Here is a 22,013-nt window from a genome sequence, read left to right as displayed (position 1 = left end):
GGATGATCTGACGACCGTAGTACGTCAAAGGCTATATCGATATTTGACGTACGTTTTTTTTGAGTGTTGCTATCTGTTTGTTGAAACTGGTCGATGATTTTGAGTGTTGCTTGGGCAACTTCCTTTTTAAATTGAAGATATTCTTTAAATTGATCCATACATTATCCTCCACTTACTGGGGTTTTATGAGCAGGATAATAGATTAAAATACGTATGTCAAATAATATTTACATACCATTAAGGGCGCGTACATTTCTCTGTCTATAGCCTGTTTGATTAAAATNTGAGTACGTAAAATAAAAATTGACATTTTTCAACTATTCATCGATAAGAACTTTAGACTCTCAAGTTACCAATATACGACTCTGAAACACAACAAGGGCCCCCTCTAATTTATAAAGCCGTTTTACGGTAAAAAAGCAGACATCATCCCTTATCTATCTTTTCTATTAACTTTTCCGCATCCCGAGCCCCGGAAAAATCTTTATTAAGCTCTAAGGCTTTTGACAACTCTTTCTGCGCCTTCTTTTTTTCCCCTTTTTCGTAATAAGCCAGGCCTAAGTGGTAGCGAACCACGGCATTCTTTGGTTGTTTTTCAAGGCTGTCCTGGAATTCGGCAACGGCATTGCCATACAGCCCTTTTTTGTAGTAGGCAAATCCTATGGTATCCATGACGCTCGGATCTTCGGGATAATGAGCCTTAGCTATTTTTGCCAGGGCCAGGGCCTCGTCAAACTTATCTGTTCGGCTTGCCAGATAAAACGACAGGTTATTGGCGGCTGCTGCATAGTTAGGATTGATTTCAAGGGCTTTGCGATAATGGATTTCAGCCTCGTCAAATTTATTTTCTGCTTCAAGAAGGACGGCCAGCAGCATGTGGGGCGGGGCCAACTTATCGTCTTTTTCAATCATGGTCAGATATTGTTTTTTTGCGCCCTCAATATTTCTCTGGGCCAAGTATATTTCGGCCAAGATTCTGTATGGGCTTAGATAATCCTGAGCAAGATCAATAGCTTTCAACAGTTCTGATTCTGCCTGTTTTATGTCATTCTGGGCCAAGTAAATCTTTGCACGGGTGCCGTGCACAAAGGCCCTCAAGCGATTGTTATCCTTGAACACATCCATCTGCTGAATACACAGGGTATGGGCGTGATCAAATTCTTTTTGGGCCACGGCATTGCTGACTCTTAGAGTCAATACGTCAACTAGTTTATTGTTCAGTGACCAGGCTTTTTCCAGCAAAGGAGCAGCCTGGTCAAATTGCTTCAAGGCGGATTTTAAGTACGCGAGCCGGTAATAACCTACTGATTTGTCAGAGTCGATTTCGATCATTTTTTTGTAATCGTTTTCAGCTTCCTTAATTTTCCTCAGGGCCATATAGGCGTTACCCCGAAGCAGATAAGCCCGATAGACTTTAGGATCAAGTTTAATTACCGCAGTGGCCTGATTTACTGCGTAATCATAGGAGTGCTGGCGGAAATAGATTTCAGACAGCAACAGCCTTGCTTTGGTATAATTCGGCTTCAAATCCACTGCCTTGGACACAGCTGATGCCGCTTGCTCCGCCTCTCCCATCCCGATATAGCAAAGACCTTTAAAATATTGAACCCTGTGAGCCTTTGGCTCTTCCTTTTCGAGTGTAATCAGGATATTGAGTGCATTCTGATATTTTTTTTGAGAAATCAGAATTTCACTTTTCATTATTATAGCATCCGACAACTTTGGCCGTTTTTCGAGAATGTCGGCGACCAAGCTTTCTGCTTCATCAATTTTTTTCTCTCTGTATAGGAATCTTGCCAAAATCATCTGAGTATTGCTGTCTTCAGAATCAAGGGATGCGGCTTTCCGGTACAATTCAAGGGCCTTATCCTTTTGGCCCGTCACGTCATAGAACCCGGCCAGTACAACCATGGTCCGGGGAGTGTCCGGCTGTATCTTAACCGCCTTTTTAAAAGCGGTCTCAGCCTCTTGGAAATTTTTTGTTTTCAGGTAAAAATTTCCAAGGAGAATCTGATGCGCTGCATTTTCAGGATGCTCTGCCGCTGATAGTCTTAATTGCTCCTCCGCTTTATCCAATTGTTTTCGCTGGATATAGAACTGAGCCAAGACAGCTCTGGCCGTTGTCTTGTTTTTGCTTGATTCCACTGCTTTGATCAAAAAAGCTTCCGCCTCATCGAATTTTTTTTCACCGGCTTTTATGGCAGCCATGGCATGCAAGGCTCCCACATGCCCGTCCTGGATTTCAAGAAGTTTTTCAAACACAATCCGGGCATCTTCAATCTGCTTCTTTCTGACCAGGACTTGCCCCTTAAGAAACAAAGCGACCAGGTTTTTGGGATCTTTCTTCAAAATTTTATCGATCCTGGCTTGAGTCTCCGGCAGTTTTCTATCCAGGAAATAAAATTGAGCCAGCCTGGTCAAGGCTTCGATATTTTCCGAATCAAGTTTTTCCACGCCGGAGTAGAGGGCAAAAGCCGTTTTTAACTGGCCTGTTTTCATGAAGGTATCGCCCAATTTTAAAAGCAGAACCGTATCTTTATTGTCTATCTGGACCGCGTTCTTATATTCTATTTCAGCCTTTTTATACTCTTTTGCTTCAAAGTATTCGTCGCCCTTTTTTATGTGGGCGGCTTTTTTTTCGTCCTTGTTTGCGCATCCGGAACAAGTGATCAATGTGATGAGAACAACTAATATAATTTTAGAACAGGGTTTCATGAGCAGCCTCTATTAAAGTGAATTGGCTTTTTTAGATACTTTATGGTATCGCTTAAATTTTAAAACCAATTTGTATTATGGGACGCTTGATATTGTCAACTAAAAAGTCTTGTATTCCAGGGGCATGAAAAGACGTATGCGGACACGGCATTTTGTTTTAAACATTCTGATGACACTGTTCTTTTTGTGTTTGGCCCAGGGAAAAACTTATGCCTGGTTTCATTCCTCCGGCAATTGCGAAAATTGTCCCGTTTTTGAATCATCCCGGAGCGCGGAGAATGTATCCAAAACCTATGCCTTTCTGCCGAATGCGGCGGATGCTGCTCCAGAAATCCGCCTTTATAGAACCTTTCCCCAAAATTCGTTCCCGGCAAGTGCCGGGGAACTCAAAGTTGATATCCCATTTAATTTGTTATCCACATCAGTGACAAACGTCCAAGCCCTCATTGACCGCCAAGTTGCGGCAAATCTCAGGTTGAAAAACATCATAAAACAATATCAGGAACAGCAAAAAAGAAATGCCGAGATGTTAAAGGACTTGAATATCCCCTATCTTGAAGCAGAAAAAAACCGAAAAAAAGCCGAACCGGCACCTGATGCAGAAAACTTGCCGCCTGCCGATGTGCTGAAAAAGAAAATGGCAGAGGTGATTCTTTTTCAGACAGGCAGAAAAGAGGGGACGTTGCTTCAGGACAGACGCGATTTTCAGCCGATTCCGGCAGGGGAAAAAGGCAGGGGCAATTCAGTGACTGATCATGAAAAATATGGAAGGTTGAATTTAAAAGATGACTATTTGAAAAGTCTGGGAAAAACCGGCGCTTATCATAAAAATTACGGTCGGGACACGGAACTACCATGGATTTTTTCCTCTGGACTGAAGCTAATTCGATATCTGGCAAACAATAAAATTGAAATTCTTTCCTGGGCGGCAATTATAGCTGTTATCGGTCTGATCGGTACAATTGTGGTGAAGCGATGAAAAGCAAAAAAATAACTATAGCATGCATAGGATTTTTGGTTTCTGCTTTGCTTGCAGGAATTTTTGTGGGTGGAATTCTAATCTGGGAGTATGCAAATCCCCATATTCCCTTTGAGATTAAGGGAGACCAGGCTTTTGATCGTGGTGATTACGCCGATGCACTTCAATGCTGGATACGGGCGAAGGACCGGTCAGGGCAACCCGGCCAGTTATATAAAAAATTGGGAACCGTTTATTTAAAATTATCCAACCTGGATCGGGCTGAGATATGTTTTAAAAAGGCCCTGGAGAAAACCCCTGAAGACATTGATATTCAACAGCAAATTATCCGGATTGCAGTAGTCCGAGGGGATACGGCAACAGCGGGGAATTTGTTGTCAAAACTTCTTAGGTATCATGACTCAAATCCTGATCTTTTAATGCTTTCCGGCGATCTCGCCATGCTCCAGGCAGAGTTTAAAACGGCAGAAGCGGCGTATGAGAAAGCGGCCGTGCTGTTACCCGGCCGCATCCGTCCCAAACTAAAGTTGGCTATCTGTTTTCAAGAACAAAAAAAGACTTTTGAGGCGGAACGGCTGGTCACCTTTTGCCGAACCCAGGACATTAAAGCCCCCATGGATCTCATGCTTGCTGCAGACTACTATGTCCTTGCCGGAAATAACACCAGGGCGGAACGGTATTTCCTTATGGCGGTGGATTCAGATCCAGGAAACCTTGAATTTAAAACCCGGCTTTGCCTATTTTATCGTGTTGCCGGGAAGGTAAAAAAGGCGGCGGCCTATCTAAAAAAAATAGTGGTCGAGCATCCCGAAAATACCGGATTAAAAATGATGCTGGCCGATTTTTATCTTACGCTTGAAGACATGGCCGAGACAGAAGAGCTGTTGGCACAGCTTGGGCAGACAAGCAAGGATGCACCGGGGTATCATCTGCTGATGGGAAAATTCTGGTTATTCAAAGGACGATATTCCCACGCCGTTTCATATCTGAAAACCGCATTGGACAAAAACTACGGCCTTGTGTCCGCCCATTATCTACTGGGCGTAGCCTATTTTGCCGGGGGGCAGGGCAAATTGGCGGAAAAAGCATTTATTCAAGCGTTGATGCTGGACCCTGATCACACTGAATCCATATTTGCCATGGCTGCGCTGAATTATAAGCGCGGGAATTACGGCCTGGCAGACCAGTATGCGGATCGGTTTATAGACCAGGATTCTTCCAGTGCCCAAGCCTGGAAAATCAAAGGGCTGTGTGCCCTTGGCCGCGGGGATACTTCCGGGGCTATAGATTTTTTGTCTAAGTCATGGTTCCTGGAAGGCGATGCGTCAACCCTCTTTTTTCTGGGGCAGGCCTTTGAATCACAAGGAGTGGTGCAGCCGGCGCTGAAAGCTTACCAGCAAGTGCTTGAAGATGTGCCCGTCATGTATCCGGCCTTGTATGCTTACGCCCGGCTCGCTTCAAATCAGAATCAGATATGGAGAATCCTTGAAAAGATAGATGCGTTGGTGGATCATGATGCGAATCCGGGGGTTTATTATGTAAAGGCAAAGATTTGTCTTGGGCTAAAAGACTATATCCGATGCCAAGCCTATATAAACAAAGTCTTGGCGGGAAAAAATATTTCTGGCCAAATTTTTCTTTTACAGGCAGCGCTTTTTGAAGCGGCCGGGCAAAAGGACGATGTTGAAAAAACATTAATTGAATGCACAACAAAGCTGCCGCAGTTTGTTGGTGGATGGCTTAAGCTGTCAGAATATTTTGTGCAAAAACAGAGGATCTCAGACGCCATACATGTGCTTGAACGGGCACTGACGTCTTTCCCAGATCATCCAAAAATTAAAGGAAATCTGGCCTGGCTGCTGCTGGAAGAAGAGAAAGAGTTTGACCGGGCCCTTGATCTGGCAAGAACCGCGTATGACAGGTTGCCTGGCGAAGCATGGCTCATGGATACCCTCGGATGGGCCTATTACCATAAAAAAATTTACTCCCAGGCGGAATGGATGCTGGAGCAGGCAGAAGCATTGATGCCTAAAAACGGAATGATCCAGTATCACCAGGGCATGGTACTATACCGACGGGGAAAACTCTTTCAGGCCAAAACAAAACTGGAATCAGCCCTGGGATTTGATTCACTTGATACAAGACACAGGGATGATGCCGAAAATCTGCTCGCAGGATTAAACGGGGAAAAAGTCTCAAAAGATGATGAGGTAGGAAATCTCATATTTAATCCCAAGGCTGCCCCTGCCCTGGATTTAAATTTTCAAACGCCTTCGCTAACTGACGAGGATGAAGATATCTTAAAACCGGACTGGAGCAATATGGATTAATTTTAGACAGCTACAGCAAAGTTATATTCTCAAGAGAAAGCGCTTAACAAGCAATGCTAAAAAATTCACGATAGGATTATCCTAAAAAAGAACAATACAGGAAAAATAAAATGATCATCAAAAGTATTACCTACGACAGATTCCGGTTTGGTCAAGTCATAGATGATGATGTGTTAAAAGATACCTTTCGTATGAGGTATGAAGTATATGTGGATGAGTTCGGGTTTGAAGATAAGGCTGACCATCCCGGTGGCCTGGAAACAGACGAGTATGAAAAAGAATCCATCCATTTTGCCTGCCTGAATGAAACGGATTCCGTGGTCGGTACCATACGACTCGTTCGGCACTCAGACAAAGGGTTCCCCATTGAACATGCCACGCCATTAAATATTCCAGGTAAAAAACCTGAGCCGGAGAAAATCGGCGAAATTTCCAGACTTACGGTAACCCAAGACCTCAGGCGACGTAAAGAGGACGGCATGTATGGTGTGGAGTCTTACCTTAAAAAAAAGGAAGGTGGCGTTCTGCCCGATGATGGGACCATCCCCAAAGAGATGGAGGGCAGAAAAAATCCTATCATTGTTATAGGACTTTACCAGGTCATGTTTCAGGAAAGTTTGAGACAGGGACTGACCCATTGGTACATGATCACTGAGAAAAAATTATTCTATGCCTTGAAAAAATATGGATTTCTATTCCATCAAATCGGCGCGCCTGTACAATATCATGGTGAGAGGATTCCCTATTTTGCAGATATTCATGAACTGCTGGTGAACCTGAAGCAAACCGATGCAGGCATGTATGACCTTATGCTTACCGGGCTGGAAGACGAGTATCGGCCGGATATTTGATTTATCGGATATTCTACAGTTCATTTTAATTGCTCCGGAGTTGTTTGAGTATGACAGACTCATTGTTTTTCTGGTTGTCCAAGCTGATCTGGATGGTCGTCCGCCCGGATTTTCTTTTGGTTGCTTTTGCCGTAATGGGAATGATATTCTGGTTTTCAGGGGCCGTGAAAAAGGCAAAATGGATGCTTTCGTGTGTGGTTTTATCGATGATCGCCATCACTGTTTTCCCTTTGGGAACCCTTCTTTTGGCTCCTCTGGAACACAGATTTCCAACAAACCCGGCCCTGCCGGAAAAAGTGGATGGTATTATCATGCTTGGCGGGTCGGAAAACAATTTTTTGACCCAGATGTGGCATCAGCCCGAAATAAACGATGCCGCAGACCGATATATCGGATTTACCCGTCTTGTCAGAACATATCCGGATGCAGTGCATCTTTTTACCGGCGGCTCCGGAAGTCCTATGCACCAGGAATGGAAAGATGCAAATACGGCGCGGCAGGTTTTTATGAATATGGGCCTGGATATCTCCGGCATGATATTTGAGGACCGATCCCGAAACACTTATGAAAACGGGTTGTTTTCAAAGGCTCTTGTGCATCCTGGACCCGGCCAGGCTTGGGTGCTTGTGACTACGGCCGCGCACATGCCCCGGTCTGTCGGGGTGTTTAACCGACTTGGCTGGCCTGTGATCCCCTATCCAGTGGATCATCTTACCCGGCCTGACGGAGAAATAAAGCTAACTCTTAATTTTTCCGGGAACCTGGGGAGGCTGGTCACGGCGACATCTGAATGGACCGGGCTTGCAGCCTATTATATCACAGGTAAAACCAACACTCTTTTTCCATCTACTACCTCCGGGTGGTAAGTGCTGCATCTCGGCAAATTAAATTCTCAACAATGGGGAAGGCGTCATGCTCTCGACCATAAAAAAAATTTTAGCAAACATTGTTCAAAATTCGTCCGGTAATACGATCGCTGAATCAGTTACAGCCTCCCCCGGCCCCTGGTACGGCGTGGATCTGGACGGCACCCTGGCGGTCTGGAACGAAACCTCAACCCTTGACCGCATCGGAGCCCCCATACCGGCCATGGTTGATATGGTTCGCCGTATGGTGGACAACGGCATCCGGGTCAAAATTTTTACGGCCCGGGCCTGTGACCCTGCTCAGATTCAAAAAATCCGGGCCTGGATGACCCGGAACGGGCTGCCCGACCTGGAAATCACCAATGTGAAAGATTTTTACATGGAACGTCTGTATGATGACCGGGCCATACGTGTGGAGCGTAATACCGGCAGAATCCTTTGAACCTTTAGCGCCCTGACAAGACAGGAAAATCCAGTATAAATGATTCTGTCATAGTCAAACACCCCAATAAATCTCAGATAACGGCAACTCACAATTAACGGATTCTATTTTTAGGGCCTGATCTATACCTTTATACGAACAATATTCCCATTTGCCGTTATCACGACGTATAAATTGCTCAACATGATATTCGTCTTGAGAGACAAGAAGGTACTCTTGAAGTGTTGAAATTGCCCGGTAATAAGCAAACTTTTTTCCTCGATCAAAGGCTTCTGTTGAATCTGAAAGAATTTCCATAATGACAACCGGGTTTATTAGCGTGTCAAATTCATTATCTTCAAATTTTACTTCACCACAAGAAATCACAATATCCGGATAGACATAGCCATTCTCAATTTTTACCCGCATGTCGTTGGGAAGTACTTCACAAGGAGACTTATTTCCTTTAAAATGATTTCTTAATTCCCCTGTAAGATTTGCATTGATACGGACATGGTTTATTTTAGCGCCAACCATAGCAAAAATTTCACCGTCAAAAAATTCATGCTTAATATCTAAAGAACCTCTTTCCATAGCCAGATATTCAGCCGGCGTCATATTATTTTTATCTTGGGGCTGTGCAGTCATCGATCTCTCCTGTTTCGGTGCTTGGTTTACCCAGTGATCGTCTTGCTATATTATATTATAACAGTCCGGCTTTCTTGGGTATCCCAATATTTTAAAAAATTTCTTGTCAACAGCATCTAAATTACATTTTGGTTATCCAGGTATTAATTATTGATCCGATCGACCGTTTACGCTAACATACGCGGCCATAATAAATTTGCATTACTTTTTCGGACCGTCACCCTGCAATAATACGGTGTCCTGAAAAGGAGAAAACATGGCGAAATCCAAGGACCCCTTTGCCGAACTATCCATGTTTGATTTAAGGGGCAAACAATCGGTCAGGGCAACATTCAAACTTTCCCAGAAAGCCATTGATGCCATTGGCCTTGTGGCCGTCCACATGGGTATCAAACAAAAATCCTTGTTTGATCACATCATTGAAGACCATGCGGCCTTGGACCAGCTGGCCCAGACCATCCGGATACGCAAGTTCAGACAGCTGGACAGAAAGCAGAAAACCTTTGTGCTCAGCCGCAGAACCATTGAGGCATTGACGGCCATCTCCGAAACCTATAGTATGCCCCGGGATGCGCTTGTTGAGTATTCCATCAAAAAACTGGAATCCGTTATCCAGTCTGAAAAAATCAAGCATGAAGAACGAAAAAAACTGGCCGGTAATCTGAAGCGCCGTTTCAACGACTTTCGTTCACTTTACCGGGAATCGGCACTGACTCTAGGCGAAGACGACCCTTTTTGCCGACATCTTGAAAAACTGATAGATCAAATGAAACGAACAGCAGAGGACGTGGATGCGTTCCTTGATAAAAGCAAAGTACTTGAAGATTTCTAGGAGAAGACATTGATTGATGTTCAGAACCTGACCAAGTATTACGGTGAGTTCTGTGCGGTGGACGGCATCAGCCTCACCGTTGAACCGGGCCGGATACTTGGCCTTCTCGGCCCCAACGGGGCAGGCAAAACAACCACATTGAGAATGCTCACCGGGTTTTATACCCCCACATCCGGCACCATCAGGATCAATGACCTTAAAATGCCGGAAGACACCTTGAAAATAAAATCCATGATCGGATATCTGCCCGAATCCGCGCCGTTGTACCACAATATGCTGGTATATGATTACCTGGATTACGTGGCACGGCTTAAAGGGATGAATGACCCTGAGCACAGGCTGTCCCGGTTCAGGGAATTAGGCAGGCTGTGCGGGCTGTCCGGTATCATGGCCAAGCCCATCGGCAATCTGTCCAAGGGCCTTCGCCAGCGGGTGGGGTTGGCCCATGCCATGATGTCCGACCCGGATATCCTGATCCTTGACGAACCCACTTCGGGTCTTGACCCCAACCAGATCGCAGAGATCCGTGATATCATCAAAGGCATCGGCAGGGAAAAAACCATTATCTTTTCCACCCATATCCTTTCCGAGGCCGAAGCCACCTGCGACCGGATTGCCATCATCAACAAGGGCAAAAAAGTGGCCGACGCCGGCACCGAGCAGTTAAAACAAAACGCCCGGCACCGCAGCGTAGTCCGCTTGACGCTGCAAAATGCGGAGATAACGGCAGCCCTTGACCATCTTAAAGCCTTTGATGCAAGCCTTGACATCACTGTGACAGACACCCCGGCAAGTGAAGGCATAAGCTTTGAACTGTGCTGCAAGGAAGATAAAGATATCCGCCAGGATCTTTACCTGTCCATTAAAAAAACCGACTGGATCATCACCGAACTTGCAAGACAATCCTTAGCCCTTGAAGAAATCTTCCACGAACTGACACGGGAGGGCGCTTAACACATGACACCCATCAAAACCATCGCCTTAAAGGAATTTAAGGATTATTTCATCTCACCCATTGCGTACATTGTTATTTCCCTTTTTCTCATTGTGACGGGGTGGTTTTTCTTTTCCACCTTTTTTATTTACGGACGTGCAGACCTAAGGGACTTTTTCACCCTGCTGCCCATAACTTTCTCCTTTTTTATTCCAGCCGTGACCATGCGCCTGTTTGCCGAAGAGAAAAACGTGGGCTCCTATGAAAGCCTTTTGACCATGCCGGTCTCCTTTACCCATATTGCCCTGGGCAAATTTTTTGCAGCAAGTGCCTTTGCCGCGGCCATGCTTCTGCCCACCCTCTCCTACCCGCTGTTCATCTCCTTTATCGGAAATGTGGACATAGGGCCTGTGGCCGGTGGATATATCGGGGCGGTTCTTCTTGGCGGTGCCTATTGCAGCATCGGGCTGTTTGCCTCGGCGTTGACCCGCAACCAAATCATCGCATTTATTATCGGGTGCGCCATTTGTTTTACCCTGACCATTATTGACCGGATGCTGTTTTTTGTTCCCGAACGTCTGGTGCCGGTTGTGGAATATCTTGGCGCCAATGCCCATTTCACAAACATCTCCAAGGGCATCATTGATTCAAGGGACCTGATTTACTTTGCATCCGTGATCTTTATTTTCATTTTCTCAACCGACATTGCCATGAAAGAAAAAAATTAAGGAGTCACCATGGGCAAGCCTTTCCTTAAAGAATATTATCTGAAATTTATCCTGTACGCAGTGGTTATCGTGCTGTTGAATGTGGCGGGATTAAGCCTGTTTTTCAGGTTTGATCTGACAGCCAACCGGATCTACTCCCTGTCCGATGCCAGCAAGCAGGCCGTTTCCACCCTGTCCGAACCGTTGAACATCAAAGTATTTTTCTCAAAAAACCTGCCCGCCCCCCACAATAATACGGAACGGTATTTAAGGGACCTGCTCACGGAATACGCAGCCCAGGCCGGACGGTATTTTAACTTTACTTTTTATAATGTATCCCAGGAAACCGACATGGGGGACCAGGCGAACCAGAACCGTGAAATGGCCCGGGATTATGGCATATCACCGGTCCAGATCAGGGTGATGGAAAATGATGAACTCAAATTTAAAAACGCTTACATGGGCCTGGTAATTCTGCATGGGGACCTCATCGAAAAAATCCCGGCCATCACCGCCACGGACGGCCTGGAATACGAATTGACCAGCGCCATCTGCAAGCTGAACAACAAGGTATCCGCGCTCTTGCGCCAGACCGATAAAATCAATATCACCATGTATATGTCTTCCGGGCTCAATGCTATCGCGCCGTTGATCGGGTTGGACGCGCTTCCGCATCTTGGTGATGAGGTAGCAGCGGCTGTGGAAAAACTGAACAGCAAAAACCTGGGTATTTTCCAGTTTGAACGTAAGGATATCTCAGATCCGGACGAACTTGAAAAGGTCGCAAAAAAATATGATCTTATGGCCATGCACTGGCCTGATGTACCCCAAAAAAATATCAAGGCAGGTGCAGGCACAGCCGGTCTTGTGGTGGAATATAAAGGCAACAGCCAGACATTACCCCTGATCTCGGCAGTGGAGATCCCCATCATCGGCACCACCTATCAGATGGCGGACCCCCAGGGACTTGGTGAACAAATTACGGCGGTCATGGAAAAACTGATCGGCATCAACAAGGATATCGGGTATCTGTCCGATCATGGCTGCCCTGCCCTTGGACCGGACCGCATGGCCATGATGCAGGGCCGGGCCGGAAACGGTCTTGCCGTTTTTGATCAGCTTGTGGGATCAAGATACAATATCAAACAGATTCCCCTTAAAGATGAGGGCATTCCCGAGGGGCTCAATTGCCTGATCATTGCCAAACCCACCCAACATTTTTCAGATTATGAACTGTTTCAGATCGACCAGGCCCTGATGAAGGGCACCAATATTGCCGTTTTCGCCGACGCATTTGAAGAGCAGCAAGGCCGGGGCGGTATGATGGGCATGCCCTCCTTCGCCCCCATTGACACTGGTCTTGAAAAGCTTTTAGTCCACTATGGCGTGGAGATCCAAAAAGCCTATGTGCTGGACAAAAATGCGTATAAACAGCAAATGCCCCAGTCCCAGGGCGGCGGAGAGCAGACCATTTACTTTGCCCCGGTGATCAAGGAAGATGCCATCAACAACGATCCTGTGTTCATGAAAAATATCAAAGGTCTGGTGGCCATGCAGATCTCCCCGGTCAAGCATGTCAAGGGTGGCCAGGACGAGACAAAGGTCAGTGCCGTGCGTCTTTTATCCTCATCTGACCAGGCATGGCTTATGGAAAACAACATTAACCTGAATCCCATGTTTTTAAGTCCGCCCTCCTCAGATAAGGATCTGTCTACCTATGATCTGGCATATCTGTTGGAAGGACAGTTTACATCTTATTTTAAAGACAAACCTGTCCCTGAAAAGGAAGCCGGAGAGACCGAAACCCAAGACGAAGACAACCTTGAAGGCCCCCAACCCTCTGACGCGCCGGTCAAAAACTTTGAAGGACTGAAAGCCGCCAACCGCATGGTCGAAACATCAGCACCGGCTAAAATATTTGTGCTCGGATGCGCCCAGATGCTCCACGACAACATGCTGGACGAACAAGGCCGCACCACCAATGCCACCTTCCTGCTCAACGCCATAGACCACCTCAACGGCGATGACGGCACAGCGATTTTAAGGAGCAAGCAGCAGACCTTAAACCCCATTGCAGAGACTGATCCGTTGACAAAAAGCATCATTAAGGGATTCAATATCATAGGGCTTTCTGTCCTGGTTTTCCTGTTTGGCCTGGGCGTCTTGTTTTTTAGACGTATGAAAAAGAAAAAAATTGAACATATGTTTGGTTGAGTTGGGAGGAAAAATAATGAAAAAAGAATATATAATTTTAATCATCCTGATTATCGGCCTAGGAGCCTATCTCGGCCTAAAAAAAACTGACCAGGTTCATTATGAACTGCCAACGATTCCCCAGGTGGATACGGCCCGCATCGACCGGGTGGAAATTTCGAAGGCTGACCGCCTGGTGGTCCTTAACAAAACAAAGAAGGGCTGGACCGTCACGGATAAAAAATTTCCGGCAACCCCCGATGACATAAAGCAGATGCTTGACACCTTAAAGGAGATAAAACTATCCGCCCTTGTATCCGAGGCCAAGGATCTTGCAAGGTATGAACTGGACGATACCCATGCCGTAAAGGTAAAGGCCCTGGCCGAAAAAGAGGTGGTGCGCAGCTTTGTCATCGGTAAAACCGCGCCGAGCTACAACCATACATTTATCTATCTGGATGACAAGGACCGGACCGTATACCAGGCCAACGGCAATTTCAAAAATAAGTTTGACAAAGCGGCGGCGGATTTCAGGGACAAAACAGTGCTTAGATTTGACCCGGACAGCATGAAAAAGATCACACTGGAAAAGCAGGGAAAAGCCGTCACCCTGGTAAAAACGCTGGCGTCTGAAAAACCGGACCAGAAAAAAGAAGAACCCCAAAAGACTTTAACCGCGGAAAAAACGGCCCCTGAAAAAGCGAGCTGGAAAAATGAAAAGGGTGCTGTTGTGGATCAAAAAACCGTATCTGATCTTCTGTCATCTTTGTCAACGCTTGAATGCCAGGACTTTATGGATGATGACAAGGCTGCCCGATTAAAGGAAATAAAGCCTACATGTAAAATTTCACTTGAAAACGACAAAACTTTTGTTTTAAATCTGTTCAACAAAAATGACAACCAGGATGTGGAAGGATCGTGTTCATATACGCCTTATGCCTTCACCCTGACCAGCTATAAAACTGAAGATATTGGTAGGTACATGGATAAACTTCTGGGAATTGAACAACAGGACACTACTGAATCCGGCAAGGAGTGAACACTTTATTCAAAATAGCTTATCAGCCCTATAAATGGATTGTTGTAATCCCGGGTATGGCTTTAAACACCCTGGTCATGGCGCTGGGTTGCATCGTTGTGGGGGCTGTTTTCGGCCCGGACAAGGCGGATGTGCTGGCCGTGACCTGGGCCAGAATATTCTGTGTCATTGCGCCCATACGGGTCAAAATCCAGGGCAGACAAAATTATGATCCAAAATCATCCTATGTGGTGGTAGCCAACCACAAAAGCATGGTGGATATCCCCGTGCTACAAGGATTTACAGGGCTCACCATCAAATGGGTGATGAAAATGGAGCTTAAAAAAATTCCGATTTTCGGCACCGCCTGCACATTTCTCGGCTGTATATATGTAAACAGGTCCAATGGGCAGGCTGCCGTGGAATCCATCAAAACGGCAAAAAAAAGGTTGTCGGACAAGGCCAGCGTCCTTTTTTTCGCCGAAGGGACAAGATCCAGGGGGAATCTTCTGCCTTTTAAAAAAGGAGCGTTTGTCTTTGCCATGAATTCAGGACTGCCTGTTTTGCCGGTAAGCATTAAAAATTCAGAACAGATCCTCCCCTCTGACACCCTTGATCTTATGCCGGGCACGGTGAATCTTATCATCCACCCCCCAGTGCATATCCCAAACTGCAGCAAAACGGAACTGAACAAAAAGATTGATCAAATCCACCGGACCGTTGCCGGGCCCCTTTAGTTTTTTCCGGTTTACCGTAATTCGCCGCCCCACATCGCCCCACAAATCCCACCCACAATCCTCCACACAACCACCCCCCACATTGAATATTCAATATAAATATTAAATTCCAAATCCAATACACAAAAAAACCGTTCAACCTAACCATCTATTTTCACTTAAAATTTTAAATTTATTCCCCATCAATTTTTTCAATCAGATGTATTATTACTCTTTTGTTTCTCCCTATATTTTTTTTAAATTATTTATTTTTTAGCTTGACTTCTTTCATATTTTTCGTAAAAGTGGCAGCAAGGTGGGTGCAAAGTGGGTGCAGTATTCTATTAAAAAAAGGCCACTCAAGTGTTCCAATCCAGTTCCTGTCACACAATTGATGACAAAGGAAGACTCATTATCCCGGCACGATTCAGAAAGGTGCTCAAGGAGGAGGAGGAGTACGGGATTGTGGTCACAATCAAAGACGGCTGCATCTACGCCTTTACCTGCAGCGAATGGAAAGCTGTTGAGGACCGTTTAAGAACGGTAAACACCGCAGCCATGCAGAGGTTTAAACGTTTTTTTCTGGGCAATGCCTGTCCACTGAAATGCGACAAACAAGACAGAATTTTGATCCCCCAAAATTTAAGAACCTATGCACAGATAGACAAAGAGGTTGTTCTTGTGGGTGTCCTGGACCGGTTTGAAATATGGGCCAAAGAAAAATGGGAGCAGGAACAGAAGAAAATGGAGCAAGAGCTTGAGCGGGAGGACGTCAAAGAAGAAATTGCTTCCATAGGGTTATAATATGGGTTTCGAACATACCTCCGTCATGCCGAATCAGGTGCATGCGTATCAAAACCTGAAACCCGGAGACATATGCGTGGACTGCACCCTCGGCGGATGCGGGCACGCCATGGCAACGCTCAAAGCCATAGGTTCCGAAGGGTTGCTCATCGGCATTGACCAGGACATGGATGCCATTACCAACGCCCGAAAGTTATTTCATCCTTTCGGGGACAATGTCCGGCTGTACCATAACAACTTCAGTGATCTCCCCGACATTCTCAAAGATGCCGGCATAAACGGGGTTAACAGCATCCTTCTTGATCTGGGCTTTTCACTCAACCAGTTGACCCAAAGCAAACGGGGGTTCAGTTTTAAAAAAGACGAACCATTGGATATGCGGATGGATGTCCGCAATTCGTTAACCGCACACCAGGTGGTGAATACCTATTCGGAAAAACAATTGGCTGATATTTTTTTCACATACGGAGAAGAACGCTTTTCAAGGCGCATGGCAAGGGCAATCATTGAAAAAAGGGCTTGTGCCCCCATTGCCACCAGCCTTGAGTTAGCCGCGGTCATTGAGAAAGCCATGCCCGCCCGGGCCAAGGCAAAACAAAAAATTCATCCGGCCACCCGGGTGTTCCAGGCCTTGCGCATTGCAGTCAACCGGGAGCTTGAACGCCTGGAAACATTCATGCAGGCGGTTCCCTCCATGCTGGTCAAAGGTGGGCGTATCAGCATCATCTCCTTTCACTCCCTGGAAGACCGTATTGTCAAACAGCGGTTGCGCGCCTTTGAAAACGGATGCACCTGCCCAAGGCAATTTCCCCAATGTATATGTGGATTTGTAAAACAAATGGAATCCGTTACCCGGAAACCGGTGACAGCGGATGCTGACGAACTTAAAGCAAACCCCATGGCAAGAAGCGCCAAGCTGCGGGTGGCGCAAAAAATATAAAAAAAGGCAATCCGGCTGTGAACACATCACAAAAACAGATTGATTCCGTCCAGAACCAAAAAGGGCTGCTGTGGTTTTTCCTTATCATGGTGCTGGCAGCCGAACTTATCTGCAACGCCTGGATCAGGAGTGAATCCAACCAGGCCATGATCATGATTGCAAAAACGGAAAGCCGGATTCAGGACCTGGCAGATTACCGCCAGGCCCTGGGCGTGGAAATAGAGCGTCTTAAATCCGACGCACGGATCACCCGTATTGCCCGAACCCGGTTAGGATTGGCACCGGACATTTTCAACCCAACCATTTACCTGCCCAAAGGAACAAACTAAATGGCGGCAAACCCTTATGAAAAATTAGGTTCACGGATTCTTGTCATCCGTTTTTTTCTGCTGCTGTGCCTGGTGGGCATTGTCATCCGGTCCTTTGACATCCAGATTCTCCAAGGTGAGGTGCTCAAGAAAAAAGCAGAAAACACCTATGTCAGACGAATCACCATCCAGGGTGAACGTGGGCTGATCCTTGACCGTCATTTAAACAAACTGGGCGCCAGCATTGATGCACCCAACATTACCGCAGACCCTACCCAGATTAAAAATCCCCGGCAGACGGCAGGTCAACTGGTCAAAATCCTTGGCGGCAGCAGGGCTGAGATGGAAAAAAAGCTCTCCCAAAAACGCCGGTTTGCGCTTCTGGCAAGCAGGGTGTCGCCGGCCAAGGCAGAAGCGGTTAAACAGCTGAACATTGTCGGCATCTATAACCGGGACAACTCCAAACGGTTTTACCCCAACCGACACCTGGGAGCCCAGGTCATCGGGTTCACCGGCAAAGATGACCAGGGCCTTGAGGGGCTGGAATTCTCTTATAATGACGTTCTGGAAGGCCGGACCCTGAAAACCCAAGAATACAAGGACGGCCAGGGCACAATCCTTGATACGGGAAAAAACCAGCGTGACGGACTTAAGGGGGGCACCATTGTTTTATCCCTGGATAAAAAAATCCAGTTTTTCAGTGAGCAGGCCCTGGAACAGGCCGTGAAAGAGCATCGGGGCAAATCGGGCATGGCCCTTGTCATGCAGCCTGCCACCGGTGAAATTCTCGCCGTGGCCCATTACCCGGAATTCAATCCCAACAACTATGGTGATTTCAGCCGGAGCCGGTACAGAAACAGGGCGGTGACCGACGCGTTCGAGCCCGGTTCCATCATGAAGGTAATCACTGTGGCCTCGGCCATTGAGCGGGGCATGTCTGCCAAAACCATTATCAATTGTGAAAACGGCAATTACCGGGTCGGCAGATCCGTGATCCATGACACCCATCCCCATGATTACCTGACCCCGGGACAGATTGTAAAATTTTCCTCCAACATCGGGGCGGCAAAAATCGCCCAGGAGATAGGCCCAAAGGCCATGCACTATTACCTGAAGGCCTTTGGATTCGGCAACAAAACCGGCATCAACTGCTCGGCAGAAAGCCCGGGCGTTATTCTGCCCTTGAACCGCTGGACCAGCATTGATGCCGTGGCTATGTCCTTTGGCCAGGGCATGTCGGTTACGGCGCTCCAGCTTGTCAGTGCCGTATCCGCCATAGCCAACGGAGGCAAATTGATGAAACCTCTGTTGGTTAAAAAGGTTCTTTCCAACTCCGGTGAAGTTATCCAGGAAAATAAACCCTGCGTGGTTCGCCAGGTTATTTCGGCCGAAACCGCAGGCATTGTAAAAAAGATGATGGCCAGAGTAGTCCAGGAAGACGGAACCGGGACCCAAGCTGCGATCCCCGGCTACCGGATATGCGGAAAAACCAGCACGGCCCAGAAAGCAGCCAAAGGGAAAAAAGGATATTCCCATTCCAGGTTCACTGCGGCGTTTGCCGGCTTTGCGCCCTTTGACAACCCGGCCTTAGCTATTCTGGTGGTGGTGGACGAGCCCAAGCAGAACCATTACGGCGGCATTGTGGCGGCACCGGCGTTCAAGGATATCATGGCCCGATCCTTTAACTATCTGAACATTGCCCCCAACACAGACATGATAGCAGCATTACCCCGGGAGGTGTCCTATGCAGCTGACTGAAATCCTGAACACAACTGAAGTCGTGCTCACGCCTGATCAGGAACAGGCAGGCATCGGGGACACCTCCATCACCGGTATCACCTGCGATTCCAGGCAGGTGGAACAAGGATCTTTGTTCATCGCAGTGGACGGCCACACCGCAGACGGCCATGACTATATTGCCCAGGCCTTTGACAAAGGGGCCGCAGCGGTTCTGGCCCAAAAGATCCCCCCGGGATTCCCCCGGGATCAGGCCCTGCATATTGTTCTGTCAAAGAACACCCGCAAGGATACCGCCATTGCCGCAGCAAATTTTTTCGGTCATCCATCAAAGGACCTGATCGTCGCGGGCATCACCGGGACCAATGGAAAAACCAGTATTACCTGGCTGTTGGAACAAATTTACCAGACCTGCGGGATCACCTGCGGCGTCATCGGCACGGTGAATATCAGATATCCGGGCACCACCATTGACAACCCCGTCACCACCCCGGATGCAGTGTGCCTGCAAAAAGCCATGCGCGACATGAAACTTGCCGGTGTCACCCATGTCATTATGGAGGTGTCGTCCCACAGTCTGGACCAGCACCGGGTGGATAGATGCGATTTTAATGCGGCGGTGTTCACGAACCTTACCCAGGATCACCTGGATTACCATGACGGATTCGAAGATTATTTTGCCTGCAAGCGAACCCTGTTCACCGGCTATCTCGGCCCCTTTGAAGACGGAACCCGGGGCAAAGCCGTTATCAACATTGACAATGAATACGGAACCCGCCTGGCAGACAGTCTTAAGCAGCCCATGATCCGGGTCAGTGCCGATGGCGAAGCCGATATCCGGGCCATCGACATCACAGACGACATCCATGGGTTGAAAGGCACGTTGGACTTCAGTGGTGTACAGGTGCCCATGACTTCCGTGCTCACGGGGCGCTTTAACCTGGAAAACATCTTGTGTGCGGCTGGTGCGGCATTAGCCACAGGCATCTGTCCTGAATCCATCGCCCGGGGCATTGCCGCCCTTGAACGGGTGCCGGGCCGGCTTGAAAAACTTCCCACGGAGCTGAACCGGCATATCTTTGTGGATTATGCCCACACCCCGGATGCCCTTGAATCCATTCTAAAAACCCTTGCCGGCCGCGCCCCTGCAAGACTGATCACGGTGTTTGGGTGCGGCGGAGACAGGGACCGCACCAAGCGGGCGCCCATGGGGGGCATTGCCTGCAGATACTCGGACATCGCCATTGTCACCTCGGACAACCCGCGAACCGAAGACCCGGATGCCATTATTGAGGAAATCATAGAGGGTATCCGTGCCCAGGGATTTAAACCCATTGATCTTTCCAGCTCCAATGCCTGTAAAAAAGGATATATCCGGATAACCGACAGGGCCAAAGCCCTGGCCCTGGCCGTTCAGATCTCAAAACCCCGGGATATTATCGTGGCGGCAGGAAAGGGCCATGAAACCTACCAGATCACCAATGCAGGCACCATTCATTTTGACGACAAGGAACACTTAATCGATGCCTGTACCAATCTATTGACGCCAAAACCATGGAACCTTACGGATCTCGCCACGGCCCTTGGGTGTGAACCCGTCACCGTGTTGGGACAAGAATTTGATACGGACGCCGTGGCAAAGGTGTTCAAAGGCATCGGCACCGATTCAAGAACCCTCTCCCCGGATATGGTGTTTTTGGCGTTGGCCGGGGAACGTTTTGACGGACACAACTTTATTCCGGACCTGGCAAAAAAAGGCGTTTCAGCTTTTGTTGTCAAGCAGGGCTACTTCGACACCCTTGATTTAAATCAAAAGAGCCTGATGGAAAAAAACAAGGCCTGCTTTTTTGAAGTGCCGGACACCCTGGCTGCGTTAGGACGGCTGGCCCGGTATCATAGAATGCGCTCAAAAGCCCAAATCGCCGCCCTGACAGGTTCAAACGGAAAAACATCCACCCGGCAAATGGCTCAGGATATCTTTTCCCAACACCATGACACCCTGGCCACCCGGGGGAACCTGAACAATGAAATCGGCCTGCCCCTGACCCTGCTCAGGCTGGCAGATATCCATAAATGGGCCGTGGTGGAGATGGGCATGAGCAATCCGGGCGAAATTGCCCGGCTTTCCGCCATTGCCCGGCCCGACATTGCCCTGGTCACCAACACCCATGGATCGCATATGGAAGGTGTGGGCTCACTGGATAATGTAGCCCGGGCCAAAGCTGAAATTTTTGAAAGCCTGAACCCCGGCGGCACAGCCATTATTTTTGCCGATGACCCAAGAGTTGACATCCTTGTCCAGGGGGCAAGAAAAAACCCGAACATAGCTCAAATAAGGCTTTTTGGAACCCAACCCAGCAGCGATGTACGTCTGTCTCAAATCACCCGCACAGACCATGGCATTGCCTTTTCCCTTACTATGAATGAGCATGCCCGCCAATACACGGTCCCCTCCCCTGCTGATTTCATGGCATTGAATGCTGCCGCAGCCGCAGCGTTAGCCAATGCTGCCGGTATTGATGAAACGGACATTGCCCAGGGGCTTGAAGCCTTTGTCCCGGTCAAAGGCAGAATGCATTTAAGGCATCTTGGCAACGGCCTTCATCTTATTGACGATACCTACAATGCCAACCCCAGTTCCATGGACCAGGCCCTGAAAGTGTTAAACCGGATGGCCGGCAGTAACCGGGGCATTGCCGTACTCGGTGACATGCTGGAGTTGGGAGATCAGAGCCCAATGCACCACCGGCAGGTGGGATACCTGGTGGCAGCGCTTTCACCGGCAAAGCTTTTGCTGTTCGGCACCCAGGTCGCTCAGATCCGGGAAGGGGCACTGGAGAAAGGATACCCGGAGGCACAGATCGTCATGGGGTCCAAACAGGAATTGGAAAATACCCTTAATGAATTAACAAAACACGAAACGTGGGTACTGATCAAAGGCTCCAGGGGAATGGCCATGGAAACCCTGATTCCGGTACTTGAAGAAATACCTTTAATAAAGGCGAACTGATCCA

At 47.7% G+C, this 22,013-nt stretch carries 18 protein-coding genes; 16 read left to right on the top strand and 2 right to left on the bottom strand.

Annotated features, from left to right (window positions below):
• Positions 1–426: 426 nt before the first annotated feature.
• On the bottom strand, positions 427–2,715 hold the full coding sequence (locus B147_RS0119055; protein ID WP_020588804.1) for a tetratricopeptide repeat protein: 2,289 nt from the start codon (positions 2,713–2,715) through the stop codon (positions 427–429).
• 124 nt (positions 2,716–2,839) lie between these two features.
• Between B147_RS0119055 and B147_RS0119050 the strand changes: the two genes are divergently transcribed.
• The 5 genes from B147_RS0119050 (at position 2,840) to B147_RS0119030 (ending at position 8,183) form a co-directional block, all read left to right on the top strand.
• Positions 2,840–3,694, top strand: a complete 855-nt coding sequence (locus B147_RS0119050; protein WP_245569059.1) for a hypothetical protein — start codon at positions 2,840–2,842, stop codon at positions 3,692–3,694.
• Between the two features lie 65 nt (positions 3,695–3,759).
• Positions 3,760–6,024, top strand: coding sequence for a tetratricopeptide repeat protein (locus B147_RS0119045; protein WP_245569058.1), 2,265 nt, complete (start codon positions 3,760–3,762; stop codon positions 6,022–6,024).
• Between the two features lie 110 nt (positions 6,025–6,134).
• Positions 6,135–6,875 carry a PEP-CTERM/exosortase system-associated acyltransferase gene (locus B147_RS0119040; RefSeq protein WP_020588801.1) on the top strand — a complete coding sequence of 247 codons (741 nt, stop codon included), beginning with the start codon at positions 6,135–6,137 and terminating at the stop codon, positions 6,873–6,875.
• 50 nt (positions 6,876–6,925) lie between these two features.
• Complete coding sequence (locus B147_RS0119035) at positions 6,926–7,741, top strand: YdcF family protein (protein WP_020588800.1); 816 nt, start codon at positions 6,926–6,928, stop codon at positions 7,739–7,741.
• Between the two features lie 46 nt (positions 7,742–7,787).
• Positions 7,788–8,183, top strand: coding sequence for a hypothetical protein (locus B147_RS0119030; RefSeq protein ID WP_020588799.1), 396 nt, complete (start codon positions 7,788–7,790; stop codon positions 8,181–8,183).
• Between the two features lie 54 nt (positions 8,184–8,237).
• On the opposite strand, the gene B147_RS0119025 is transcribed toward B147_RS0119030, so the two are convergent.
• On the bottom strand, positions 8,238–8,810 hold the full coding sequence (locus B147_RS0119025) for a Uma2 family endonuclease (protein WP_020588798.1): 573 nt from the start codon (positions 8,808–8,810) through the stop codon (positions 8,238–8,240).
• Positions 8,811–9,066: 256 nt separating this feature from the next.
• Between B147_RS0119025 and B147_RS0119020 the strand changes: the two genes are divergently transcribed.
• The 11 genes from B147_RS0119020 to B147_RS0118970 all read left to right on the top strand — a co-directional run bounded on the left by B147_RS0119020 (position 9,067) and on the right by B147_RS0118970 (position 22,009).
• On the top strand, positions 9,067–9,642 hold the full coding sequence (locus B147_RS0119020; RefSeq protein ID WP_020588797.1) for a hypothetical protein: 576 nt from the start codon (positions 9,067–9,069) through the stop codon (positions 9,640–9,642).
• 9 nt (positions 9,643–9,651) lie between these two features.
• Entirely contained in the window at positions 9,652–10,596 is a 945-nt protein-coding gene (locus B147_RS0119015) for an ABC transporter ATP-binding protein (protein ID WP_020588796.1), read from the top strand.
• 3 nt (positions 10,597–10,599) lie between these two features.
• Positions 10,600–11,304, top strand: a complete 705-nt coding sequence (locus B147_RS0119010) for an ABC-2 transporter permease (protein ID WP_020588795.1) — start codon at positions 10,600–10,602, stop codon at positions 11,302–11,304.
• 9 nt (positions 11,305–11,313) lie between these two features.
• Entirely contained in the window at positions 11,314–13,497 is a 2,184-nt protein-coding gene (locus tag B147_RS0119005; RefSeq protein ID WP_020588794.1) for a Gldg family protein, read from the top strand.
• Between the two features lie 16 nt (positions 13,498–13,513).
• Positions 13,514–14,515: a DUF4340 domain-containing protein gene (locus tag B147_RS0119000; RefSeq protein ID WP_020588793.1), complete on the top strand. Its 1,002-nt coding sequence runs from the start codon at positions 13,514–13,516 to the stop codon at positions 14,513–14,515.
• Positions 14,512–15,231 (top strand): lysophospholipid acyltransferase family protein, encoded by a 720-nt coding sequence (locus tag B147_RS0118995; RefSeq protein WP_020588792.1) that lies wholly within the window; start codon positions 14,512–14,514, stop codon positions 15,229–15,231. The genes B147_RS0119000 and B147_RS0118995 overlap by 4 nt, the downstream gene beginning before the upstream one ends.
• A 342-nt stretch (positions 15,232–15,573) precedes the next feature.
• Entirely contained in the window at positions 15,574–16,014 is a 441-nt protein-coding gene (gene mraZ / locus B147_RS0118990; RefSeq protein ID WP_020588791.1) for a division/cell wall cluster transcriptional repressor MraZ, read from the top strand.
• A 1-nt stretch (position 16,015) separates the two neighbouring features.
• Positions 16,016–16,954, top strand: a complete 939-nt coding sequence (gene rsmH, locus B147_RS0118985) for a 16S rRNA (cytosine(1402)-N(4))-methyltransferase RsmH (protein WP_020588790.1) — start codon at positions 16,016–16,018, stop codon at positions 16,952–16,954.
• A gap of 17 nt (positions 16,955–16,971) precedes the next feature.
• Positions 16,972–17,283 carry an FtsB/FtsL family cell division protein gene (locus tag B147_RS0118980; protein ID WP_020588789.1) on the top strand — a complete coding sequence of 104 codons (312 nt, stop codon included), beginning with the start codon at positions 16,972–16,974 and terminating at the stop codon, positions 17,281–17,283.
• Positions 17,284–19,020, top strand: a complete 1,737-nt coding sequence (locus B147_RS0118975) for a peptidoglycan D,D-transpeptidase FtsI family protein (RefSeq protein ID WP_020588788.1) — start codon at positions 17,284–17,286, stop codon at positions 19,018–19,020.
• A complete protein-coding gene (locus B147_RS0118970) occupies positions 19,007–22,009 on the top strand; it encodes a UDP-N-acetylmuramoyl-L-alanyl-D-glutamate--2,6-diaminopimelate ligase (RefSeq protein WP_020588787.1) in 3,003 nt (1,000 codons plus the stop codon). Before B147_RS0118975 ends, B147_RS0118970 begins: the two co-directional genes overlap by 14 nt.
• Positions 22,010–22,013: the final 4 nt, after the last annotated feature.

Origin of the sequence: Desulfobacter curvatus DSM 3379 (genome assembly GCF_000373985.1) — a bacterium.
Classification (GTDB): Bacteria; Desulfobacterota; Desulfobacteria; order Desulfobacterales; family Desulfobacteraceae; genus Desulfobacter; species Desulfobacter curvatus.
Note: the sequence above shows the minus strand (reverse complement) of the source record. Positions and strands in the feature narration are given on the sequence as shown.